Source organism: Streptomyces sp. NPDC053750, assembly GCF_044544295.1.
GTDB lineage: Bacteria > Actinomycetota > Actinomycetes > Streptomycetales > Streptomycetaceae > Streptomyces.
In genome coordinates this window covers 174,871-196,721 of sequence record NZ_JBITXB010000013.1, presented here as the reverse complement: position 1 = coordinate 196,721, position 21,851 = coordinate 174,871, and the positions used below count along the sequence as shown (strand labels likewise).

Below are 21,851 nucleotides of genomic sequence, written 5' to 3'. Positions count from 1 at the left end.
AACTAACGCTCCTGCTGGTGAGTGGGCCGCGGATAGCTGCCGGTCTGGTTGGTACCGGCCTGACGGCCCTGTGCGATTCCCCGACGGAGATTGGTCAGCCGGCCACGCACGTCGTCGGGCGCACGCGATACCTGCGGACCGTTCTGGTGCGACTGCTGCTGAGCCGTGCCCGGGACGAGGTTGGCCCGGGGCACCCGGCGCGGCAGGCCGGAGGTGGTGACCCCGCCCGCGGCCGGCTGCCGGACGCGCTCCGCCTGCCGGACGAGATCGTCGTTCGGCGAGCTGCGCCAGGCGGAGGTGGCGGGCCGCTGGGGGGCCGCCGGGGTCTGGGGCTGGGCCTGCGGCTCCGGGGTCGCGGCCGGGGCGCTGTCCTGCGCCCTCGCCTCGCGGTCGCCGTGGAACCAGTTGGTCTCCAGCGTGTCGTACAGCGGCGTCCGTCCGTCACCGGGGCCGGAGGCCGGGGGCAGCGCCCATCCGTCGTTCGGCCGCTGCGCGGCGGTCCCGATCTCGGGCTGCGGGGCGGCGGGACGCTGCTGCGGCGCGGCGAAGTCGTTCCCGCCGTGCGTGCCGCCCATCTGCGGACGCTCGAACTGGCCGGTGGTGGCCGGGTTCTGACGCTCCGGCAGCCGGTGCTGCCCCGTCGAGCCGTTGTCGTAGCCCTGGGCGCCCGAGAACTGGCCGGTCGACGCCGGGTCGTTCGGACCCGCCTGACCGGGCTGCCCGCCGAAGACGTCCGAGCGGACGAAGGCACCGTCGCCGTGCTGCGGAGCGGCCGGCTCGGGCCGCGCGAACTGGTCGTTGCGCGAGGCGTTCACGCCGCCCTGGCCGTACTGGTCCTGGGCGTACTGGTCCTGGCCGTACTGGTCCTGGACCGGCGGGGCGTACTGGCCGGTGGTCTGCGGGTCGTCCCGGCGAGGCGCCGGCGCGTCGAAGTCCGGGCGGGCGAACTCGGCGGTGGCGCCGGGGCCCTGGGCCTCGTCGAGGCGGGGAACCGCCGGCATCTCGGCCGTCGAGCCCGGGCCCTGCCGGTCGTCGTGGCGCGGCGTGCGGTCCGTGCGGGAGCTGTCCGGCTCCTCGTGGCCGCGCGGGGTGTCCAGCGAGGCACGCGGCACGGGCGGCTGGGCGTTCTCGTCGCTCCAGCTGGGCACGCGCGGCTGCGGGTTGCCGCCGGGCAGCTCGGCCCGCGGACCGCCGCGCGGCGGCAGCTGCGGACGACGGCCCTGCCCGGACTCGCCGTTCGCGTTGTCCCTGCGCTTGCCGCGCTGCGGGGACGAGGGTCCCGCGGGCCGCGCCGGCCCCCCGGCGGAGGGGCCGCGTCCGCCACCGAACATGTCCTGACCCTGCGGCGCGTTCATGCCCGCGGCCTGCAGGCCCTGCGGGGCACCGGGGGCCTGACCGGCACCGGCACCGGCGCCCGCTCCCGCGCCGGCCGGAGCCGGACGGTTCTGCTGGCCGGGACCCGCCGGGGACTGGGGCCCGCGCGCGCCGCCCGGCGCACCCGGGCGACCGCCCGCGTCACGCCCGGGCAGTGCGGCCCGCGGACCCTGACCGGCAGCGAGCCGGCCGCCGCCCGTCGCGCCGGCGCCGAGGGCACCGCCGCCGCCACCGAAGGCACCACCGCCGAAGGCACCGCCCCCGCCGAGGGCGCCGCCGCCCTGGCCGCCACCGCGCCGGGCCGCCGCGACGCCCGCAGCGGCCTGCGCCGCGGCCGGACCGCCGGGGCCCGCACCCTGCTGACCGGGCTTGGGCTGCGGCTTGCGGCCGCCCTGGGCGACGTCGACGGGCAGCATGACCAGCGCGGTCGTACCACCGGAGTCGGACGGACGCAGCTGGATGCGGATGCCGTGGCGCTGCGAGAGGCGGCCGACCACGAACAGACCCATGCGGCGGGAGACGGAGACGTCCACGGTGGGCGGCGAGGCGAGCCGCTCGTTGATCGCGGCGAGGTCCTCGGGGGAGAGGCCGATGCCGGTGTCGTGGATCTCGATCAGCACCCGGCCGTCGGGCAGCGCGTGACCGGTGACCTTGACCTTGGTCTGCGGTGAGGAGAACGAGGTCGCGTTCTCCAGCAGCTCGGCGAGCAGGTGCACGAGGTCGTTGACCACGCGGCCGGCGACCTCGGTGGCCGGCACGGAGGCCAGCTCGATGCGCTCGTACTGCTCCACCTCGGACGCGGCGGCACGGAGCACGTCGACCAGCGGGACCGGACGGGTCCAGCGGCGGCCGGGCTCCTCACCCGCGAGGACGAGGAGGTTCTCACCGTTACGACGCATGCGGGTCGCGAGGTGGTCGAGCTTGAACAGCGAGGACAGCTGGTCCGGGTCGGCCTCGCGGGACTCCAGCTCGGAGATGAGCGACAGCTGACGCTGGATGAGACCCTGGGAACGGCGCGAGAGGTTGGTGAACATCGCGTTGACGTTGCCCCGGAGCAGGGCCTGCTCGGCGGCGAGGCGGACCGCCTCGCGGTGCACGTCGTCGAAGGCCGCGGCCACTCGGCCGATCTCGTCCCGGGAGTGCACACCGACCGACTCCACCGAGGTGTCGACGTCCTGCGGGTCGGTCTCGGACAGCTGCTTGACCAGCTCGGGCAGACGGTCCTGGGCGACCTTGGTCGCGGTGTCCTCCAGGCGGCGCAGCGAGCGGATCATGGACCGGGCCACGACGAAGGCGCCGACCAGCGAGACACCGAGCACGAGCAGGATGAGCACACCGGAGATGATCGCTTCGCGCTCGGACTCGCTGCGCAGCTCACGGGCCTGCTGCTCCATGTCCTCCAGCAGCTTGAGCTCGATGTTCTTCATCTGCTGGATCTTGGTGGAGCTGTCGTCCAGCCAGTCCTGGTACGACCGGGTCTTCAGGTCCTGCAGGCCGTCGACCCGGCTGAGGGCGCGGCCGGCGTACTGGTCGGAGGACTCGATGACCGGGTTGCCCTCGGAGATCGGCTTGAGGAGGTCCTCGGCGCCGTCGCCGTAGATGCTGGTGAAGCTGCGGATCTCGGACGTCTGGCTCTGCAGCGCGGACTGCGCGTAGAGCCGGTCGTTCTCCGCGAGGTTGCCCTTGCTGGTGTTGTTGGCGGGCAGCGCCGCCGCGAGGACCGCTCGCTGGATGGACGCGTACTCCTTGGCCGAGGAGAAGGCCGACAGGGCACGCGTGCGCTGGATCATGTCCGGGTTGCTGGTCGCCTCCGCCATGTCCTGCGAGAGGTCGAGCAGGTGGGTGATCAGCCGGTGGTACGCCTCGACCGTCTGCGTCGAGTTGTCCTTGGACTCGTACGCCGTGCTGCGGATCTTGTTCAGGTCGTTCAGGTCGCTCGCGAGGCCGACGAGGCTGTCACGGACGCCGACGAGGTTGCCGTCCTTGCTCGCGGCGTCGATCTCCTCGGAGCTGTCGAGGAAGTTCTTCAGGGCCCGGTCGGTCTTCTCCCGGTCGCCCTTGACGGAGATCGCGCTGGCCGTCGAGCCGTGCGCCAGGGGACCGGCGGACTGGTCGCGCTCCTCCTGGAGCGCGGCGGCCAGCTCGGTGGCCTGCTTGGTCATCTCGGTCAGCAGCTTCATGTTGTCGAGCTGCTGGATGTCGTCCATCGACTGGCTGATGCGCATCGCGCCGAGCGAGGTGGCCGCGACCACCGGAAGCGCGAGCAGCGAGACCAGACGGGTGGAGATCCGCCAGTTGCGCAGGGCTATTCGCGGGCCGGGGCCGGTCGGGGCCTTGGCCGGCTTGGCGGCCGGCTTCTCACCGGGAGCGGGCGAGGCCGGGGCCGCCGCCTGGCCGGGACGTCCCGTGTGCTCCGAGCCGTCGCCGGACTGGGCCTGGCCCGGGTTCTGGGCGTGCTGGGGCGAGGAGCTGACGGCCTTGGGGCCAGTCCCGCCGTGCTGCGGCTCCGGCTCCGCCGAAGCGCTGCCATCCCTCTTGAAACGTCCCTGCACTAGCGTCGCAACCTCTGGACCAGGCGCCCCGCCGCGTGAACGGCCGGGCACGGTGTCGGCGTCATAGGGGCGCCCTGAATTCGCCCCTGTGGTGGTCGTGAGTGACCGGCGCTGGTTCCCCCTTCTCGCCGCCGCTCGGCGCTGGTGTGCGCCCCCTGTGCACCGGCTCGATCCCGCAGCGGTCCGTGGAATTCCAGCACAGTGCCGGATCTCCAACAAGGCCCGAGGGTGAGGCCGCGCCGCGCGTGACAGCACGTGAGGGACGAGTCACCGGATGTAGAAAATGATCACCCTCAAAACGGACGAATGTCCGCGAGTCGACGAGGTGCCGAGGGTGTCCCAGTCGACATGATCAGGAGCGGAATGATGGCTTCAGGGGGGCAATGTCGGTTTCGTCGGGCTGTCGCGCGAGCCGGAATTGACCGGTTTGGTCCTTGATAAGTGAGCAAACTCACACGCTGATCATGGGCCCCGCTCGGGTTGGCGGGGAATCGCATGTTTAGCCTGACGCTTTACAGAGAAGGCAAAACCGACAACCCGCGCCCCCGCAGGGGCTCCCGCAGCCTCCCGGCGCCCGGACACGACAGGGTCTCGTACAACCGTGAAGACGACGATGATGTTCCACAAGATCGCCAACCCGCGCCGCACGACGCTGGCCCACCTCGACGGCGCCGACGACCTGCAGACGCCGGAGCAGCCGGAGCACGCCGTCGAGCTCCCCGCCCAGACCGCCAACCCCCGGCGCACCGTCCTCATGGAGATCCCGGTCGGAGCCTCGGCCGCAGAGTAGTACGGCACCCGGCCCCCCGACGTTCAGGGTGGCCGTACGGGCCCCCGGGCGCCCGCGCGACGAATCCGACGCCCCTTCGGGGCCACAGGCCCTCATGCGCGAGGCGCCCGACGCATGCCGCGTTAGCCTGGAGCGTCAGACTCCAGCCAGCTCAGTCAAGGGGCCAAGCAACCCGTGCGCATCGCCAGGTTCTCCATCGACGGGAACGTCGCCTTCGGCGCGGTCGAGGGCGACCAGCCGGACCAGCTCGTCCTCGACATCATCAAGGGCATCCCGTTCGCGGACTTCGAGCTCTCCGGCACCAAGGTGCCCCTGAGCAAGGTGCGGCTGCTGCCGCCCGTCCTCCCCAACAAGGTCGTCGCCTTCGGCCGCAACTACGCCGAGCACGCCCGCGAACTCGGCAACGAGGTGCCCGACGCCCCGTTCGCCTTCTTCAAGCCGTCCACCTCGGTCATCGGCCCGGGCGACGCCATCCAGTACCCCTCGTTCTCCGAGGAACTGCACCACGAGGCCGAGCTCGCCGTCGTCATCGGCCGCATGTGCCGCGAGGTCCCGCGCGAGCGCGTCAAGGACGTCATCTTCGGCTACACCTGCGCCAACGACGTCACCGCCCGCGACGTGCAGCGCCGCGAGAAGCAGTGGGCCAGGGCCAAGGGCTTCGACTCCTCCTGCCCGCTGGGCCCCTGGGTCGAGACCGACCTGGACCCGGCCGACCTCACCATCCAGCTCACGGTCAACGGCGGCCAGCGCCAGCTCGGCCGCACCAGCGAGATGATCCACTCGATCGAGGACCTGATCGTCAACATCTCCGAGGCCATGACGCTGCTCCCCGGCGACGTGATCCTCACGGGCACCCCGGCTGGGGTCGGCCCCCTCAACGTCGGCGACGAGGTCGCCGTCACCATCGAAGGCATCGGCACTCTCACCAACAAGGTTGTCAAGCGTGGCTAGCGCACCCGGCTCCCCCGTACGCGTCCGTTTCTGTCCCTCGCCCACCGGTAACCCCCACGTGGGCCTGGTCCGCACCGCCCTGTTCAACTGGGCGTTCGCCCGGCACCACCAGGGCACGCTGGTCTTCCGCATCGAGGACACCGACGCGGCCCGCGACTCGGAGGAGTCGTACCAGCAGCTCCTGGACTCGATGCGCTGGCTGGGCTTCGACTGGGACGAGGGCCCCGAGGTCGGCGGCCCGCACGCGCCGTACCGCCAGTCGCAGCGCATGGACATCTACAAGGACGTCGCCCAGAAGCTCCTCGACGCCGGCCACGCCTACCGCTGCTACTGCTCCCAGGAGGAGCTGGACGCGCGCCGCGAGGCCGCCCGCGCCGCCGGCAAGCCCTCCGGCTACGACGGTCACTGCCGCGACCTGAGCGACGCCCAGGTCGAGGAGTACAAGGCCCAGGGCCGCGAGCCCATCGTCCGCTTCCGGATGCCCGACGAGACGATCACCTTCACGGACCTGGTCCGCGGCGAGCTGACCTTCACCCCGGAGAACGTCCCGGACTACGGCATCGTCCGCGCCAACGGCGCCCCGCTCTACACGCTCGTCAACCCGGTCGACGACGCCCTGATGGAGATCACCCACGTCCTGCGCGGCGAGGACCTGCTCTCCTCCACCCCGCGCCAGATCGCCCTCTACAAGGCGCTGATCGAGCTGGGCGTCGCCAAGGAGATCCCCGCCTTCGGCCACCTGCCGTACGTCATGGGCGAGGGCAACAAGAAGCTCTCCAAGCGCGACCCGCAGTCGAGCCTGAACCTCTACCGCGAGCGCGGCTTCCTCCCCGAGGGCCTGCTCAACTACCTCTCCCTGCTCGGCTGGTCGCTCTCCGCCGACCAGGACATCTTCACCATCGAGGAGATGGTCGCGGCCTTCGACGTCGCCGACGTCCAGCCCAACCCGGCCCGCTTCGACCTGAAGAAGTGCGAGGCGATCAACGCCGACCACATCCGCCTGCTCGAGGGGAAGGACTTCACCGAGCGCTGCCGCCCGTGGCTGAAGGCCCCCGCCGCCCCCTGGGCGCCCGAGGACTTCGACGAGGCCAAGTGGCAGGCGATCGCGCCGCACGCGCAGACCCGCCTGAAGGTCCTCTCCGAGATCACGGACAACGTCGACTTCCTGTTCCTGCCGGAGCCGGTCTTCGACGAGGCCAGCTGGACCAAGGCCATGAAGGAGGGCTCCGACGCCCTGCTCCGCACCGCCCGCGAGAAGCTGGACGCGGCCGACTGGACCTCCCCCGAGTCCCTGAAGGAGGCCGTCCTGGCCGCCGGCGAGGCCCACGGCCTCAAGCTCGGCAAGGCCCAGGCCCCCGTCCGCGTCGCCGTCACCGGCCGCACGGTCGGCCTGCCCCTCTTCGAGTCCCTGGAGGTCCTGGGCAAGGAGAAGGCGCTGGCCCGCATCGACGCGGCGCTGGCGAGGCTGTCGGCGTAACGCACGCGCGCGTGAGGGGCGGCAGCCGCGCAGGCTGCCGCCCCTTGCCGTACCCGCGTCCCCCGCCCGGGTCACGACAACCGGCGTCGCCACGACCGCCCCGGCAGACTGGGGCGCATGCGCCGCGAGGACATCGACCCACGCTTCCTCGGAGACCGGTTGGCCTACAACCGGGCCGTCGTCGTCGAACAGCCGCAGCGCCGGCTCGTGCTCGCCGGTCACGAGGCCCGCGACGACGAGGGCGGCATCGCCGCCGTGGGAGACGTCCGAGGCCAGATCCGGATGACCTTCCGGCGCCTGGGCGAGACCCTGGACAAGGCCGGGTTCGCCCTGAGCGACCTCGTCCAGATCAGGATCTTCACCGTCGACATCGAGGCGGTGACGGCCAACTACGACGCCGTGCTGGGCGAACTGGCCGACACGAACTGCCGCCCGGCCAGTCTGCCGGCCGAGGTCCGGGCCCTGTCCGACCCGCGGATGCTCATCGAGATCGAGGGCGTGGCCGCCCAGTAGGCCCAGTAGGAGGCGGGGCCCGCGTTCCGCTCCCACCCCTCGTCCCGTCCGCCTAGGCTGGGGGTCATGCCGATCAAAGCCGTGGTCTGGGACGTCGACGACACACTCTTCGACTACACCACCGCCGACCGCGAGGGCATGCGTGCCCACCTGGTCGCCGAAGGCCTCCTCGCCGGGTACGGATCGGCCGAGGAGGCCCTCGTGCGCTGGCGGGAGATCACCGACCAGCAGTGGGCGCGCTTCTCGGCCGGCGAAGTCGACTTCGTCACACAGCGGCGCGACCGCACCCGGGTCTTCCTCGGCCGCCCCGAGCTGACGGACACCGAGGCCGACGACTGGTTCCAGCGCTACGTCACGCACTACGAGGCCGCCTGGTCCCTCTTCCCGGACGTCCTGCCCGTCCTCGACGCCCTCGCGGCCAGCCACCGGCACGCCGTGCTCTCCAACTCCAGCCTGACCGTCCAGGACCGCAAGCTGCGCGTCCTCGGTGTGCACGACCGTTTCGAGGCCATCCTGTGCGCCGCCGAGCTGGGCGTCTCCAAGCCCGAGCCCGGCGCCTTCCTGGCCGCCTGCGACGCCCTCGGCCTCGCCCCGCGGGAGGTCGCCTACGTGGGAGACCACCCGGAGATCGACGGACGCGGGGCCGCCGACGCCGGACTGCTGTCGGTGTGGATCGACCGCGGGGGCGTGTACGCGACCGTCGACCCGCCGGTCGGGCCGCGCCGGATCGCCTCCCTCTCCGAACTGCCTGCCCTCCTCGGCGCCGATACCCGTTTTGGAGCCCCGTCCACCTTCAGGTAATGTTCTTCCTGCGCCGCCGAGGAGCGGGCCGAAAAGGGCCGGGAACCGGAAGCGCAACGCTAGAACAAGGCCCCTCCGGGGCTTGCGTTCCAGTGGCCTATGGTGTAATTGGCAGCACGACTGATTCTGGTTCAGTTAGTCTTGGTTCGAGTCCAGGTAGGCCAGCTCGCAGAGCTTATCTGCGCCGCGGAGTACTTCCGCAAAGCCCCCGTTGTGTAGCGGCCTAGCACGCTGCCCTCTCAAGGCAGTAGCGCCGGTTCGAATCCGGTCGGGGGTACGGTGATCTCTCACGAGATGATCGCTAGGGCCCCCGTTGTGTAGCGGCCTAGCACGCCGCCCTCTCAAGGCGGTAGCGCCGGTTCGAATCCGGTCGGGGGTACTGACTGGTCTAAACCATCATTGGTCTATGGTGTAATTGGCAGCACGACTGATTCTGGTTCAGTTAGTCTTGGTTCGAGTCCAGGTAGACCAGCTCGGACCTGCGGCGGTGTACTATTCAACGCTTGCAGAGTCCACGCCCCCGTTGTGTAGCGGCCTAGCACGCCGCCCTCTCAAGGCGGTAGCGCCGGTTCGAATCCGGTCGGGGGTACATCGAGAAGGCCCTCCGCTTCGGCGGAGGGCCTTCGTCGTGCTCGCCCGGTCCGGCCCGACGCTCACTCGAAGCCGTACCGCCGCGCCGTCTCCTCCTCCTGCGCCAGCCGGTGCAGTGCCTGGAGCACCGGCTCGTTGAGGATCGCCCCCAGGACGGCGAACTCCACCCGCTCCGCCTCCGACGGGTAACGCTCCATGTTGTCCACGTCCAGGGTGGCCGTGCGGTGCATCAACTCCGCGTACGGCGCGAGCTGTTCGGCCCCCCAGTCGTATCCGAGCCGGCGGAACGTGGCCACCCCCACGACCAGTGCCCGGTACGCGGGGGAGAGGCTCGTCAGCTGCTTGGCGTTCTCCCAGCCGAGCCGGTCCAGGAGGGCGGCGACCTCCCGGTGCGCGGCCCGGACGTGCTCGTCCTCCTCGTCCGGCTGCGGGCCCTGCGGCAGCTCCCACACGGCCGCGCCCAGCCGGACGGAACGGCCCAGGGAGTCGTCGTCGATGTACCGGAGCACCTCGCGGGCGGTGGCCACCGGGACCTTGCCGACCTGGACCAGCGCCCGCACCAGCCGCAGTCGGCGCAGGTGCGTCTCGTCGTACTCCGCGGTGGTCGCGTTGATCTGGCGGCCGGGCGGGAGCAGGCCCTCGCGCAGATAGAACTTGATCGTCGCGGTGGGGACACCGCTGCGGTTGCTCAGTTCGGCCAGCCGCATGTCTTGCGCCTTTCATTGGGTAGCGACACTATCCAAGCATGGCTGACACGGAACGGGAGACCGGCCGCACCATGCGGCTCACGACCGCGGATGCTCGGGGGGACGTCGTCGTCCTGCTGATCGGGATGCGGATCAACAGGTTCTGGGCGGTGCACCACTGGCTGCCCGTGATGCTGGCGATGTTCCGGATGCTGGCGGAGCTGAAACGGGACCCGGGGCGGGGGCTGCTGTCGCGGGTGCTGCTCACGGCTTCCCCGCGGACGTACTACGTCGTCCAGTACTGGGAGTCGAAGGAGAAGCTGTACGGGTACGCGAGCGCGGCGGACGCGTTCCACCGTGTCGTGTGGGCGCGGGTGAACCGGATGGACCGGAACGGCAAGGTGCGCGGTCATGTCGGCATCTGGCACGAGGCGTACATCGTTCCGGAGGGGGCGTACGAGGCGATCTACGGGGACATGCCGGCGTTCGGGCTGGCGGACGCGCACGGTCAGGTGCCGTTGGAGGCCCGGGGGCGGTACGCGAAGGAACGGTTCGCTCACAGGTCGGGCGGCGAGAAGGCCGCCTGAGCCCCGCCGGGACGGCAGTCCCGGTCGGGAAGGGTCCGCCGCGGCGTTGAGGCCGGCCCTTCCCGACGGGCAGTGCTCGCGGGTAGGTGTCAGCCCGTGCGGCGCAGGGCCTCGGAGAGGCGGCCGGCGGCGTCGATGACGGCCTGGGCGTGCATACGGCCCGGGTGGCGCGTCAGGCGCTCGATGGGGCCGGAGACGGACACGGCGGCCACCACGCGATTGGAGGGGCCGCGTACGGGCGCGGAGACGGACGCGACGCCCGGCTCGCGCTCGCCGATGGACTGGGCCCAGCCGCGGCGCCGTACGCCGGACAGGGCCGTCGCCGTGAAGCGGGCGCCCTGGAGGCCGCGGTGCAGACGCTCGGGCTCCTCCCAGGCCATCAGGATCTGCGCCGAGGAGCCGGCCTTCATCGTGAGCGTGGAGCCGACCGGGACCGTGTCCCTGAGGCCCGACAGACGCTCGGCCGCGGCCACGCAGATGCGCATGTCGCCCTGGCGGCGGTAGAGCTGGGCGCTCTCGCCCGTGATGTCACGGAGGTGGGTGAGCACCGGGCCCGCCGTGGCGAGCAGGCGGTCCTCGCCGGCCGCCGCGGCCAGTTCGGCCAGGCGCGGGCCGAGAATGAAACGGCCCTGCATGTCGCGCGCCACCATGCGGTGGTGTTCCAGCGCCACGGCCAGGCGGTGGGCCGTGGGTCGTGCCAGTCCGGTCGCACCGACCAACCCCGCGAGGGTGGCCGGGCCGGACTCCAGAGCGCTCAGGACGAGGGCCGCCTTGTCCAGAACGCCGACGCCGCTACTGTTGTCCATGCAACGATACTCCCGTCTCACTCTGTGAAACGCAAGTTCAATTTTCCGTGGAACCCGCCACTCTTGATTGCAGGAAGTCACAGCGGCCCGTGACGAAAGGGCCTGGTGGCGGTTGCCTGGAAACACAGGGGTGCGGGCGCCGCTTCCCCAAGATCTCTAGTTGGGTCGGTGCGTTGTCGCCGGCCGGAGGGAAAGCGATGGGTAGGACACTCGCGGAGAAGGTCTGGGACGACCACGTCGTCCGGCGCGCCGAGGGCGAGCCCGACCTCCTCTTCATCGATCTGCACCTGCTGCACGAGGTGACCAGCCCGCAGGCCTTCGACGGCCTCCGCAAGAGCGGCCGCCCGGTGCGCCGGCTCGACCTGACCATCGCCACCGAGGACCACAACACCCCGACGCTCGACATCGACAAGCCCATCGCGGACCCGGTCTCCCGGGCCCAGCTGGAGACGCTGCGCAAGAACTGCGCGGAGTTCGGCGTCCGGCTGCACCCGCTGGGCGACGTCGAGCAGGGCGTCGTGCACGTCGTCGGGCCGCAGCTGGGCCTGACCCAGCCCGGCACCACCGTGGTCTGCGGCGACTCGCACACCTCCACGCACGGTGCCTTCGGCGCGCTGGCGTTCGGCATCGGCACCTCCCAGGTCGAGCACGTGCTGGCCACCCAGACGCTGCCCATGGCCCGTCCGAAGACCATGGCGATCACCGTCAACGGCGAACTGCCCGACGGTGTCACGGCCAAGGACCTGATCCTGGCGATCATCGCGAAGATCGGCACGGGCGGCGGCCAGGGCTACATCCTGGAGTACCGGGGCGAGGCCATCGAGAAGCTCTCGATGGAGGCCCGCATGACCATCTGCAACATGTCGATCGAGGCCGGCGCCCGCGCGGGCATGATCGCCCCCGACGAGACCACCTTCGCCTACCTCCAGGGCCGCCCGCACGCCCCCGAGGGCGCCGACTGGGACGCGGCCGTCGCGTACTGGAAGACGCTGCGCACGGACGACGACGCCGAGTTCGACGCCGAGGTCGTCATCGAGGCCGCCGAGCTGTCGCCGTTCGTCACCTGGGGCACCAACCCGGGCCAGGGCGCGCCGCTTTCCGCAGCCGTCCCCGACCCGGCTTCGTACGAAGACGCCTCGGAGCGCTTCGCCGCCGAAAAGGCCCTGGAGTACATGGGGTTGGAGGCCGGGCAGCCGCTGCGCTCCATCAAGGTGGACACCGTCTTCGTAGGTTCCTGCACCAACGGCCGCATCGAGGACCTGCGCGCCGCCGCCGAGATCGTCAAGGACCGCAAAGTCGCCGACGGCGTACGGATGCTGGTCGTCCCGGGCTCCGCACGGGTGGGTCTGCAGGCCGTCTCCGAGGGTCTGGACGTGGTCTTCAAGGAGGCCGGCGCCGAATGGCGGCACGCGGGCTGCTCGATGTGTCTGGGCATGAACCCGGACCAGCTGGCCCCCGGTGAGCGCTCCGCGTCCACCTCCAACCGCAACTTCGAGGGCCGGCAGGGCAAGGGCGGCCGCACCCACCTGGTGTCGCCGCAGGTCGCGGCCGCGACGGCGGTCCTGGGCCACCTGGCCTCCCCGGCCGACCTGTCCGCCGCCGACGTCCCCACGCCCGCTGGAGTCTGAGAGTCATGGAAGCATTCACCACCCACACCGGCCGGGCCGTCCCGCTGCGCCGCAGCAACGTCGACACCGACCAGATCATCCCCGCCCACTGGCTCAAGAAGGTGACGCGGGACGGGTTCGAGGACGGGCTGTTCGAGGCCTGGCGCAAGGACCCGGAGTTCGTGCTCAACCGGCCCGAGCGCGAGGGCGCCACGGTGCTGGTGGCCGGCCCCGACTTCGGCACCGGCTCCTCGCGTGAGCACGCCGTCTGGGCGCTGCAGAACTACGGCTTCAAGACGGTGATCTCCTCCCGCTTCGCCGACATCTTCCGCGGCAACTCGCTGAAGAACGGCCTGCTCACGGTGGTCCTCGACCAGAAGGTCGTGGACGCGCTGTGGGAGCTCACGGAGAAGGATCCCGAGGCCGAGGTCACCGTCGACCTCGAGGCCCGCGAGGTGCGCGCCGAGGGCATCACCGCCTCCTTCGAGCTGGACGAGAACTCCCGCTGGCGGCTGCTGAACGGGCTGGACGACATCTCGATCACCCTCCAGAACGAGGGCGACATCGCCGCGTACGAGGCCAAGCGTCCGTCGTTCAAGCCGCAGACGCTCCAGGTCTGACCCCCGGGCCCGCTGCCGGTCCGTACAAGGTCGAGTTTCGGCCACCCCAAACCGCCGCTGTACCCCCGATCGGCCCGATCGGGGGTACAGCCGTGTCTGGGCCCGGTCGCGGGTGCCTGTGATGGCTGGGTCTGTCAACTTCCCACGTTAGAGGCGTGGTTGCTGGGGTACGTGAGTCGTGGGAGCGCGGTATTCGGCTGTGCCCGCAAGGCCGTTTGGGGCGGCAGTTACCCCCTGCGCAGGCGACAACTCGCCCCAGATGGCACAATCTGTGCATGGAACACGACGGCCAACTCGAGCTCTATACGGCGGTCGCGGTCCGGCTCAAAGAAGCGCACACAAGAGTGCGCGCACTGCAAGTCCCGGAGGGCGTACGGATGGCGCTGACCCGGAAGCTGCTGGTCATTACGGCCGCGGCCAAACACGATCTCGCCGGTGCGGCAAGGCGCCTGGAGCGGTTCACCGCCGACCTCGACGAGGGGCGATTCCCCGAAGAGGAAGGCTGAACCGGCCGGGACGGCCCGAGTCCGTTGCGGCACAAGGGTGATTAGCCCGTTTCGTGTTTGATTTGCGGTATATATCTGCCTAACGTGCGAAAAAGCTTGAACACATTCGTTCTGGCGATGTCTCCGAAGGGGAAGACGTGAACAAGGCGCAGCTCGTAGAAGCGATCGCCGACAAGCTGGGTGGCCGGCAGCAGGCCGCCGACGCTGTCGACGCGGTCCTGGACGCCCTCGTCCGTGCGGTGGTCGCGGGCGACCGGGTCTCGGTCACCGGCTTCGGATCCTTCGAGAAGGTCGACCGTCCGGCCCGCTACGCCCGCAACCCCCAGACGGGCGAGCGGGTTCGGGTCAAGAAGACCTCCGTGCCGCGCTTCCGCGCGGGGCAGGGCTTCAAGGACCTGGTGAGCGGCTCGAAGAAGCTCCCGAAGAACGACATCGCGGTCAAGAAGGCCCCCAAGGGCAGCCTGACCGGCCCCACGGCCACCATTTCGAAGGCGGCGGCGAAGAAGGCCGCCGCCAAGAAGGCGGGTGCGAAGAAGACCACCGCCAAGAAGACCACGGCGGCGGCGAAGAAGGCCACCACGAAGAAGACCGCGGCGAAGCGGGCGCCCGCCAAGAAGACCACCGCCAAGACCACGGCGGCGGCGAAGAAGACCACGGCCAAGAAGGCCCCCGCGAAGAAGGCGACCGCAACGAAGGCGCCCGCCAAGAAGTCGACCGCTCGCAAGACCACCGCCAAGAAGGCCACCGCCCGCAAGAAGTAGCACGCAGCACGCAGCACACAGCAGGCGAACAGGCACAGGGCACTCACGCGCCGGGCCGGACTCCCTCTCGGAGTCCGGCCCGCGGCGTGTTCGAGAAGGTCGGAAGGTCCGAGAAGGGCAGAGGGGCAGCCAGAAGGTCAGAAGGTCTGGAGGGTCACCAGCGTGATCCGGCGGTCCGTGCCCGTGCCCTCGGTCTCGATCCGCACCCGCTGCCCGGGCCGCAGCAGTCTCAGGCCCCCCGCGTCGAACGCCGCCGTGTCGAAGGGCACGGGCGTGCCGTCGTCGAGCAGCACCTGTCCGCTGCGGCTCTCGGGGTCGTAGGTGTAAGCGGTCGCCTGCATGCCGGAAGCCTACTGCCCGGCGATCAGCAACCGCGCCGCCACCGCGGCCGTATGGGGACCCACCCCCAGCGCCAGCGCGGTGCGCAGGTCGTCGCCGGTGTCGACGTCCTGCCGTACGGAATGCACCGCGTCGAGGCGGAGTTCCACCGCGCCGGACGCCCGGTGCCGGGCCCGGGAATCCGTGCCGAAAGCGGGTGCCAATTCACGGCCGGCTGTCACGGCCAACAGAGTCGTGCCGATTCCGGCGGCATCGGGAAGGAAAGCGCGCGGGAATTGCGCGGCCGCCGCCAGAACCCGTGCCAATTCCGTCGGCCGCAGTGCGGGAAGATCGGCGTTGAGAGCGGCCACGGGGCTTTCCGAACGGGCCGCCCGGACGGTCGCCGCTCCGTGCGCCAGCGCGGCGTTCAGACCGCCGCCCGGTTCGTCCGGCACGACCCCGGCGCCCAGCTTCGCCAGCTCGCGTCCGGCTCGGGGATCGTCCGTGACCACTGCCACATCCGCCACCGACGGACAGGCCAGCGCGGCGGCCACGGTGTCCTGTGCGAACGCCAGCGCGAGGCCCGGCCGCACCCCGTCGTCCGCGGTGTCCGACAGCCTGCTCTTGGCCCGGGCAAGGGGCTTCACGGGTACGACCAAGGTCCACTGCACGAGCGTTCCGTCCTTCTCTCGTCGCCGCCATTGTCACCTGGGGGATCTGGCGATTCACTCGCCGGGGCGTACGGTGTTCTCGACAGACGGGCGGCCCGGGGCGACACTTGTCCGGCCCCAGGCCCTGGAGGAAAGGTGTCCGCGTGCCCCGCCGCAGAATCGGCTTCTGGTACCGCTTCGCCGCGGTGATCTGCAAACCGCCGCTGGTGGTTCTGATCAAGCGGGACTGGCGGGGAATGGAGAACATTCCGGCCGAGGGTGGATTTATCACCGCCGTGAACCACAATTCGCACGTCGACCCCTTCGCGTACGCGCACTACCAGTACAACACCGGACGCGTGCCGCGATTCCTGGCGAAGAGCGGCCTTTTCAAGAAGGGATTCGTCGGTGCCGCGATGCGGGGCACCGGGCAGATCCCCGTCTACCGCGAGAGCACGGACGCGCTCAGCGCCTTCCGCGCCGCGATCGACGCCGTGGAGCGCGGCGAGTGCGTCGCCTTCTACCCGGAGGGCACCCTCACCCGCGACCCGCACGGCTGGCCCATGACCGCCAAGACCGGTGCCGCGCGCGTCGCCCTGCAGACCAAGTGCCCGGTGATCCCCGTCGCCCAGTGGGGCTGCAACGAACTGCTGCCGCCCTACTCCAAGAAGCCGCACCTCTTCCCGCGCAAGACCCACCAGGTGCTGGCGGGCCCGCCGGTCGACCTGTCGCGGTTCTACGACAAGGAGATGACCGCGGACCTGCTGAGGGAGGCCACCGAGGTCATCATGGCCGCCGTCACCCACCAGCTGGAGGCGATCCGCGGCGAGAAGGCGCCCGAAACCCCCTACGACCCGCGCCGGGAGCGGATCGAGCAGCGCCGCCGCACCCAGGCCCAGAACCTCCAGGCCCAGAACCACCCGGCGCACGACCCGCAGACCCGGCAGGAGCCGCAGGCAGAAGGGCAGAGCACGTGAGCAAGCCCGTCAAAGCGGCCGTCTTCGGCACCGGATCGTGGGGCACCGCCTTCGGCATGGTCCTCGCCGACGCGGGGTGCGACGTCACCCTGTGGGGGCGCCGCGCCGAACTCGCCGACGCCGTCAACTCCACGCGGACCAACCCGGACTACCTGCCCGGCGTGGAACTCCCGGCCACCCTGCGGGCCACCACCGACGCCGCCGAGGCGGCGCGCGACGCGGACTTCACCGTCCTCGCCGTCCCCTCCCAGACGGTGCGCGCGGGCCTCGCCGACTGGACGCCGCTGCTGGCGCCCGGCACGGTCCTGGTGTCGCTGATGAAGGGGGTCGAACTCGGCTCCGCGATGCGGATGAGCGAGGTGATCGAGGACGTCGCCAAGGTCGGCCCCGAGCGCATCGCCGTGGTCACCGGACCCAACCTCGCCCGGGAGATCGCCGCCCGTATGCCGGCCGCCGCCGTGGTCGCCTGCCCCGACGAAGCCGTCGCCCAACGGCTCCAGACCGCCTGCCACACGCCGTACTTCCGCCCCTACACCAACACCGACGTCGTCGGCTGCGAGCTGGGCGGCGCCGTGAAGAACGTGATCGGGCTGGCCGTCGGCATCGCGGACGGCATGGGCCTCGGCGACAACGCCAAGGGCTCCCTCATCACCCGCGGCCTCGCCGAGACCACGCGCCTCGGGGTCGCCCTCGGCGCCGACCCGTTGACCTTCTCCGGGCTGGCCGGGCTCGGCGACCTGGTGGCGACCTGCTCCTCGCCGCTGTCCCGCAACCACACCTTCGGCACCAACCTCGGCAAGGGCATGACCCTCCAGGAGACCATCGCGGTCACCAGGCAGACCGCCGAGGGCGTCAAGTCCTGCGAGTCGGTGCTCGATCTGGCCCGCAGGCACGGCGTCGACATGCCGATCACCGAGACGGTCGTCGCCATCGTGCACGAGGGCAAGCCCCCGGTGGTCGCGGTGAAGGAACTGATGTCGCGCAGCGCGAAGCCCGAACGACGCTGAGCGACACCGGGACGGCACCGGAACGGAACAGCGGCGTCACCCGCGCCACGCGGTCCCGCCGACGCTGTCTCGCGGCACTGCGGACGGGTACTCTCAACGCGATATGAGCACCGAGAACCTCCCCCAGAGCCCCGAGCACAGCCCGGAGCAGCCGCCTCGCAAGCCGCGTGTGGCCGTCGTGTTCGGCGGGCGCAGCTCCGAACACGGGATCTCCGTGGTCACCGCCGGCGCCGTCCTCGCGGCCATCGACCGGACGAAGTACGACGTCCTGCCGATCGGCATCACCCGGGACGGCCGGTGGGCCCTCACCGCCGACGAACCGGAACGCATGGCGATCACCGACCGCCGTACGCCGGACGTCGAGGAGCTGGCCGAGTCGACCGAGGGCGGTGTGGTGCTGCCCGTCGACCCCGCCAACCGCGAAGTCGTCTACAGCGAACCCGGCTCGGTACCCAAGGCCCTGGGCGAGGTCGACGTCGTCTTCCCCGTGCTGCACGGTCCCTACGGCGAGGACGGCACCCTCCAGGGCCTGCTGGAGCTGTCCGGCGTGCCCTACGTCGGCTCGGGCGTGCTCGCCTCGGCCGTCGGTCAGGACAAGGAGTACATGAAGGCGGTGTTCGCCTCCTACGGGCTGAAGGTCGGCCCGTACGTGGTGATCCGGCCGCGCGAGTGGGAGCAGGACCGTTCCGGCGCCCGCAGGAAGATCGTGGACTTCGCCGGCGAGCACGGCTGGCCGCTGTTCGTGAAGCCCGCGCGGGCGGGCTCCTCGATCGGCATCACCAAGGTCGACGACCTCTCCGGCCTCGACGAGGCGATCGAGGAGGCCCGGCGCCACGACCCGAAGATCCTCGTGGAGGCGACCCTGCGCGGCCGGGAGATCGAGTGCGGGGTGCTGGAGTTCGAGGACGGCCCCCGGGCCTCCGTCCCCGCCGAGATCCCGCCGCCCTCGGAGCACGCGTACTACGACTTCGAGGCCAAGTACATCGACTCCACGCCCGGCATCGTGCCCGCTCCGCTCACGCCCGAGGAGACCGCCGAGGTCCAGCGGCTCGCGGTCGAGGCGTTCGACGCGGCGTCCTGCGAGGGGCTGGTGCGCGCGGACTTCTTCCTCACCGAGGACGACGAGTTCGTGATCAACGAGATCAACACCATGCCCGGCTTCACGCCCATCTCCATGTACCCGCAGATGTGGCAGGCCAGCGGCGTGAGCTACCCGGAGCTGGTGGACCGGCTGGTCCAGGCGGCGCTGCGGCGGCCCACGGGACTGCGCTGACGTACGGCGCCGACGTCTCGCACGTCGCGCCCGTGCACGCCCGGAAGGCGATCCCCTAGGGGATCGCCTTCCGCAGTATGATCAGCGGGTTTCCCCAGCCCGCCGTCCGTCGGCGGCAGCGCCTTGTCCGGGTTCCGGCACAGTGGGTGTCCGACGCGCCCGGGCCGGGAACCGCCGCCGACTCGCTGTCGTCTGCTGAGGGAAGCAGCCTGCGGCGGCGATCAGCAGTGCGAGAGCGAGCGGGCGGAAGGGGGTCAGAGATGGACGACCGGGCAGGTCAGAGTACGGGTGATGCCGTCCACTTGCTGGACCTTGGCGACCACCATGCGACCCAGTTCGTCGACGGTCTCGGACTGGGCCCGGACGATGACGTCATAGGGTCCCGTCACGTCCTCGGCCTGGATCACTCCAGGAATCTTGCTGATCGTCTCGGCGACGGTCGACGCCTTGCCGACCTCCGTCTGGATCAGGATGTACGCCTGTACCACGGAACCTCCAGGGCGGCCACGAGGATCATGTGGGGAAAAGGAACGCCACGGTATCGCGTTGCCGCTCTTCGCGGGGAGACCCGCGGAGAGCGCGGCCCGCGTGCCGGGGTGCGGTGCGGACACAAGTTGACGATCACGCCGACCGCGGAGACGGTCATTTCGACCGTAACCAGGACAGAGATGACACGCGACCGGGCACGGACAGGGACAGAAGGGGAGCCAAGGCAATGAAGGGCACTGTTGGTGAGCTCGGGGAGTTCGGGCTCATCAGGGAGCTCACCTCCCGTCTCACCTCCACTCCGGCGGTCCGGGTCGGCCCCGGCGACGACGCCGCGGTCGTGGCCGCGCCCGACCGGCGGGTGGTCGCCAGCACCGACATCCTCGTCGAGGGGCGGCACTTCCGCCGCGACTGGTCCACCGCGTACGACGTGGGCCGCAAGGCGGCGGCGCAGAACCTGGCCGACATCGCCGCCATGGGCGCGGTGCCCACCGCGCTGCTGCTCGGCCTGGTCGTGCCCGCCGAACTGCCGGTCACCTGGCCGACCGAGCTGATGGACGGGCTCCGCGACGAGTGCCAGGTCGCCGGTGCCTCCGTGGTCGGCGGCGACGTGGTGCGCGGCGACACCATCACCGTCTCCATCACCGCCCTGGGCGACCTGCGCAACCAGGAGCCCGTCACCCGCGGCGGCGCCCAGCCCGGCGACCTCGTCGCGGTGACCGGCTGGCTCGGCTGGTCAGCGGCCGGGTTCGCCGTGCTCTCCCGCGGATTCCGCTCGCCGCGCGCCTTCGTCGAGGCCCACCGCCGCCCGGAGCCGCCGTACCACGCGGGACCGGCCGCCGCGGGCCTCGGTGCCACCGCGATGTGCGACGTGAGCGACGGACTGATCGCCGACCTGGGCCACATCGCGGAGGCCAGCAAGGTCAGGATCGACATCCGCTCCGGCCAGATCGACATCCCGTCCCAGATGAACGACATCGGGCAGGCCGTCGGCGTCGACCCCATGCAGTGGGTGCTCACCGGGGGAGAGGACCACGCGATCGTGGCCACCTTCCCGCCGGACGTGAAGCTGCCCGCCCGCTGGAAGGTCATCGGCGAGGTCCTCAACCCCTCGGCGCTGCCCCAGGTGACCGTCGACGGGGCGCCCTGGACCAGCAAGGGCGGCTGGGACCACTTCGGCGGGGAGGTCGAGGCATGAGCCTGCCGAACGTCCTCACGGTGGCCGGCTCCGACTCCGGCGGCGGCGCCGGCATCCAGGCCGACCTGAAGACGATGCTCGCCCTCGGCACGCACGGCATGAGCGTGCTCACCGCGGTCACCGCGCAGAACTCCCTCGGCGTGCAGGGCGCCTGGGAGCTGCCGGTGGAAGCGGTGCGCGCCCAGTACCGCAGCGTCGTGGACGACATCGGCGTCCAGGCGGTCAAGACCGGGATGCTCTCCTCCGCGGAACTGGTCGAGACGGTCGCCGAATTGATCGGCGGCACCAACGCCCCGGCCGTCGTCGACCCGGTCGGCGTCTCCAAGCACGGCGACGCGCTGCTCGCCGCCTCCGCCCTGGACTCCGTACGCACCAAGCTGCTGCCGGTGGCCACCGTCGCCACACCGAACCTCGACGAGGTCGCGCAACTCACCGGCGTACGGGTCGAATCCGACACCGATCTGCGCCGGGCCGCGGCGGCCGTGCTGGAGTACGGGCCGCGCTGGGTGCTGATCAAGGGCGGTCATCTGCCCGGTGACGCCGTGGACCTGCTCACCGACGGCTCCGAGGAGCACTGGCTGCGCGCCCCGCGCCTGGACAACCGGCACACGCACGGCACGGGCTGCACCCTCGCGTCGGCCGTGGCCTGCGGGCTGGCGAAGGGGCAGTCCGTACCGGAGGCGGTGACGGCGGCCAAGGAGTACGTCACCGGGGCGATCGCGGCCGGGTTCGCGCTCGGCGGCGGCATCGGGCCGGTGGACCACGGCTGGGAGCTCAGGCCGGGTACGCCCTCAACCTGATGCCGGTGGCGGCCTTCTCCGCGAGCCGCTCGAGGAAGCCCGCCGGCAGCCGGGAGGAGAGCAGCCGGTACCTGCGGTCCCGGCTGCGGATACGGCGCTCGGTGGGCGGGGCGAAGGACGGGCCCGCGTTGCCGGAGATCTTCTGGCAGGCCTTGGCGAAGTCACGGATCCGCGCCTCGTACTCGGCGAGCGCGGTGCGGTGGTCGCCGCCCGCCGGCGCCGGCTCCCCGGCGAGTACGTGGGCACGGACGATCGCCACGCCCGTGGCGGCGCCGTACCCGGCGTCGCCGAGCAGGGCGACGCGGCCCCGGACGAGGCGGTCGACGTGGATCTGGGCGATCGCGTCGAAGTGCAGGTCGTCGGTCTCCTCCAGCGCCTTCAGCACGGCCGGTGCCTCCCAGCCCATGTCGGCGAACCGCTCCCGCAGGATCTGCTTCTGCGCGCCCACGTCCCCGTACGTCAACTGCTCGGAGCGCAAGACCAGCAGGGCGCCCGCGCGCCGGTGTCGAGGAGCGGAAGA

General features: G+C 71.1%; 21 protein-coding genes, 5 tRNA genes and 1 pseudogene. 20 read left to right on the top strand and 7 right to left on the bottom strand.

The genetic code is table 11. The annotated features are described in order from the left end of the window. Positions 1-2: 2 nt before the first annotated feature. Positions 3-3,926: a nitrate- and nitrite sensing domain-containing protein gene (locus ACIGO6_RS31115; RefSeq protein ID WP_399882188.1), complete on the bottom strand. Its 3,924-nt coding sequence runs from the start codon at positions 3,924-3,926 to the stop codon at positions 3-5. A gap of 601 nt (positions 3,927-4,527) precedes the next feature. On the opposite strand from ACIGO6_RS31115, the gene ACIGO6_RS31110 reads away from it, so the two are divergent. From ACIGO6_RS31110 to ACIGO6_RS31065, 10 genes are all read left to right on the top strand, one after another. Next, positions 4,528-4,716, top strand: a complete 189-nt coding sequence (locus ACIGO6_RS31110) for a hypothetical protein (protein WP_399882211.1) — start codon at positions 4,528-4,530, stop codon at positions 4,714-4,716. A gap of 174 nt (positions 4,717-4,890) precedes the next feature. Further along, entirely contained in the window at positions 4,891-5,667 is a 777-nt protein-coding gene (locus ACIGO6_RS31105) for a fumarylacetoacetate hydrolase family protein (protein ID WP_019328732.1), read from the top strand. Next, the gene (gene gltX / locus ACIGO6_RS31100) at positions 5,660-7,144 is read left to right on the top strand and encodes a glutamate--tRNA ligase (RefSeq protein ID WP_399882186.1); all 1,485 of its coding nucleotides are present in this window, start codon (positions 5,660-5,662) and stop codon (positions 7,142-7,144) included. Before ACIGO6_RS31105 ends, gltX begins: the two co-directional genes overlap by 8 nt. Before the next feature lie 117 nt (positions 7,145-7,261). After that, a complete protein-coding gene (locus ACIGO6_RS31095; RefSeq protein WP_399882184.1) occupies positions 7,262-7,657 on the top strand; it encodes a Rid family hydrolase in 396 nt (131 codons plus the stop codon). A gap of 66 nt (positions 7,658-7,723) precedes the next feature. Continuing rightward, positions 7,724-8,458, top strand: a complete 735-nt coding sequence (locus tag ACIGO6_RS31090; protein WP_399882182.1) for an HAD family hydrolase — start codon at positions 7,724-7,726, stop codon at positions 8,456-8,458. 93 nt (positions 8,459-8,551) lie between these two features. Further along, positions 8,552-8,623, top strand: a tRNA-Gln gene (locus tag ACIGO6_RS31085). A 39-nt stretch (positions 8,624-8,662) separates the two neighbouring features. Then, positions 8,663-8,735: transfer RNA gene (locus tag ACIGO6_RS31080), tRNA-Glu, on the top strand. 29 nt (positions 8,736-8,764) lie between these two features. Continuing rightward, positions 8,765-8,837: transfer RNA gene (locus tag ACIGO6_RS31075), tRNA-Glu, on the top strand. Positions 8,838-8,858: 21 nt separating this feature from the next. Then, positions 8,859-8,930, top strand: a tRNA-Gln gene (locus ACIGO6_RS31070). A gap of 44 nt (positions 8,931-8,974) precedes the next feature. Further along, a tRNA-Glu gene (locus ACIGO6_RS31065) sits at positions 8,975-9,047 on the top strand. A gap of 64 nt (positions 9,048-9,111) precedes the next feature. Here ACIGO6_RS31065 and ACIGO6_RS31060 read toward each other — a convergent pair. Further along, entirely contained in the window at positions 9,112-9,756 is a 645-nt protein-coding gene (locus tag ACIGO6_RS31060) for a MerR family transcriptional regulator (protein WP_399882180.1), read from the bottom strand. A gap of 71 nt (positions 9,757-9,827) precedes the next feature. Between ACIGO6_RS31060 and ACIGO6_RS31055 the strand changes: the two genes are divergently transcribed. Further along, positions 9,828-10,322, top strand: a complete 495-nt coding sequence (locus ACIGO6_RS31055) for a DUF4188 domain-containing protein (RefSeq protein WP_399882209.1) — start codon at positions 9,828-9,830, stop codon at positions 10,320-10,322. A gap of 89 nt (positions 10,323-10,411) precedes the next feature. On the opposite strand, the gene ndgR is transcribed toward ACIGO6_RS31055, so the two are convergent. Continuing rightward, entirely contained in the window at positions 10,412-11,128 is a 717-nt protein-coding gene (gene ndgR, locus ACIGO6_RS31050) for an IclR family transcriptional regulator NdgR (RefSeq protein ID WP_003993203.1), read from the bottom strand. Between the two features lie 197 nt (positions 11,129-11,325). On the opposite strand from ndgR, the gene leuC reads away from it, so the two are divergent. The 4 genes from leuC to ACIGO6_RS31030 all read left to right on the top strand — a co-directional run bounded on the left by leuC (position 11,326) and on the right by ACIGO6_RS31030 (position 14,622). Then, positions 11,326-12,756 carry a 3-isopropylmalate dehydratase large subunit gene (gene leuC / locus ACIGO6_RS31045; protein WP_399882178.1) on the top strand — a complete coding sequence of 477 codons (1,431 nt, stop codon included), beginning with the start codon at positions 11,326-11,328 and terminating at the stop codon, positions 12,754-12,756. 5 nt (positions 12,757-12,761) lie between these two features. Next, the gene (leuD, locus tag ACIGO6_RS31040; protein ID WP_399882176.1) at positions 12,762-13,355 is read left to right on the top strand and encodes a 3-isopropylmalate dehydratase small subunit; all 594 of its coding nucleotides are present in this window, start codon (positions 12,762-12,764) and stop codon (positions 13,353-13,355) included. Positions 13,356-13,630: 275 nt separating this feature from the next. Further along, positions 13,631-13,861: a hypothetical protein gene (locus ACIGO6_RS31035; protein ID WP_399882174.1), complete on the top strand. Its 231-nt coding sequence runs from the start codon at positions 13,631-13,633 to the stop codon at positions 13,859-13,861. A gap of 137 nt (positions 13,862-13,998) precedes the next feature. Further along, on the top strand, positions 13,999-14,622 hold the full coding sequence (locus ACIGO6_RS31030; protein ID WP_399882172.1) for an HU family DNA-binding protein: 624 nt from the start codon (positions 13,999-14,001) through the stop codon (positions 14,620-14,622). Between the two features lie 137 nt (positions 14,623-14,759). On the opposite strand, the gene ACIGO6_RS31025 is transcribed toward ACIGO6_RS31030, so the two are convergent. Both ACIGO6_RS31025 and cofC read right to left on the bottom strand, forming a co-directional pair. Further along, positions 14,760-14,963: a hypothetical protein gene (locus tag ACIGO6_RS31025; protein WP_399882170.1), complete on the bottom strand. Its 204-nt coding sequence runs from the start codon at positions 14,961-14,963 to the stop codon at positions 14,760-14,762. Between the two features lie 9 nt (positions 14,964-14,972). Beyond that, positions 14,973-15,611, bottom strand: coding sequence for a 2-phospho-L-lactate guanylyltransferase (gene cofC, locus ACIGO6_RS31020; RefSeq protein ID WP_399882168.1), 639 nt, complete (start codon positions 15,609-15,611; stop codon positions 14,973-14,975). A gap of 143 nt (positions 15,612-15,754) precedes the next feature. Here cofC and ACIGO6_RS31015 point away from each other — a divergent pair, with 143 nt between their 5' ends. The 3 genes from ACIGO6_RS31015 (at position 15,755) to ACIGO6_RS31005 (ending at position 18,847) form a co-directional block, all read left to right on the top strand. After that, positions 15,755-16,567 (top strand): lysophospholipid acyltransferase family protein, encoded by an 813-nt coding sequence (locus ACIGO6_RS31015; RefSeq protein WP_399882166.1) that lies wholly within the window; start codon positions 15,755-15,757, stop codon positions 16,565-16,567. Further along, a complete protein-coding gene (locus ACIGO6_RS31010; RefSeq protein WP_399882164.1) occupies positions 16,564-17,574 on the top strand; it encodes an NAD(P)H-dependent glycerol-3-phosphate dehydrogenase in 1,011 nt (336 codons plus the stop codon). The genes ACIGO6_RS31015 and ACIGO6_RS31010 overlap by 4 nt, the downstream gene beginning before the upstream one ends. A gap of 103 nt (positions 17,575-17,677) precedes the next feature. Then, the gene (locus tag ACIGO6_RS31005; protein ID WP_399882162.1) at positions 17,678-18,847 is read left to right on the top strand and encodes a D-alanine--D-alanine ligase family protein; all 1,170 of its coding nucleotides are present in this window, start codon (positions 17,678-17,680) and stop codon (positions 18,845-18,847) included. A gap of 254 nt (positions 18,848-19,101) precedes the next feature. On the opposite strand, the gene ACIGO6_RS31000 is transcribed toward ACIGO6_RS31005, so the two are convergent. Further along, entirely contained in the window at positions 19,102-19,335 is a 234-nt protein-coding gene (locus ACIGO6_RS31000; protein ID WP_037654619.1) for an Lrp/AsnC family transcriptional regulator, read from the bottom strand. Positions 19,336-19,562: 227 nt separating this feature from the next. Here ACIGO6_RS31000 and ACIGO6_RS30995 point away from each other — a divergent pair, with 227 nt between their 5' ends. Both ACIGO6_RS30995 and thiD read left to right on the top strand, forming a co-directional pair. Next, positions 19,563-20,531 (top strand): thiamine-phosphate kinase, encoded by a 969-nt coding sequence (locus tag ACIGO6_RS30995; RefSeq protein WP_161166296.1) that lies wholly within the window; start codon positions 19,563-19,565, stop codon positions 20,529-20,531. Continuing rightward, on the top strand, positions 20,528-21,331 hold the full coding sequence (gene thiD / locus ACIGO6_RS30990) for a bifunctional hydroxymethylpyrimidine kinase/phosphomethylpyrimidine kinase (RefSeq protein ID WP_399882159.1): 804 nt from the start codon (positions 20,528-20,530) through the stop codon (positions 21,329-21,331). Before ACIGO6_RS30995 ends, thiD begins: the two co-directional genes overlap by 4 nt. Here thiD and ACIGO6_RS30985 read toward each other — a convergent pair. Then, a pseudogene (locus ACIGO6_RS30985) lies at positions 21,306-21,830 on the bottom strand (FAD-dependent oxidoreductase); the annotation flags it as partial. The gene thiD and the pseudogene ACIGO6_RS30985 overlap by 26 nt on opposite strands. Positions 21,831-21,851: the final 21 nt, after the last annotated feature.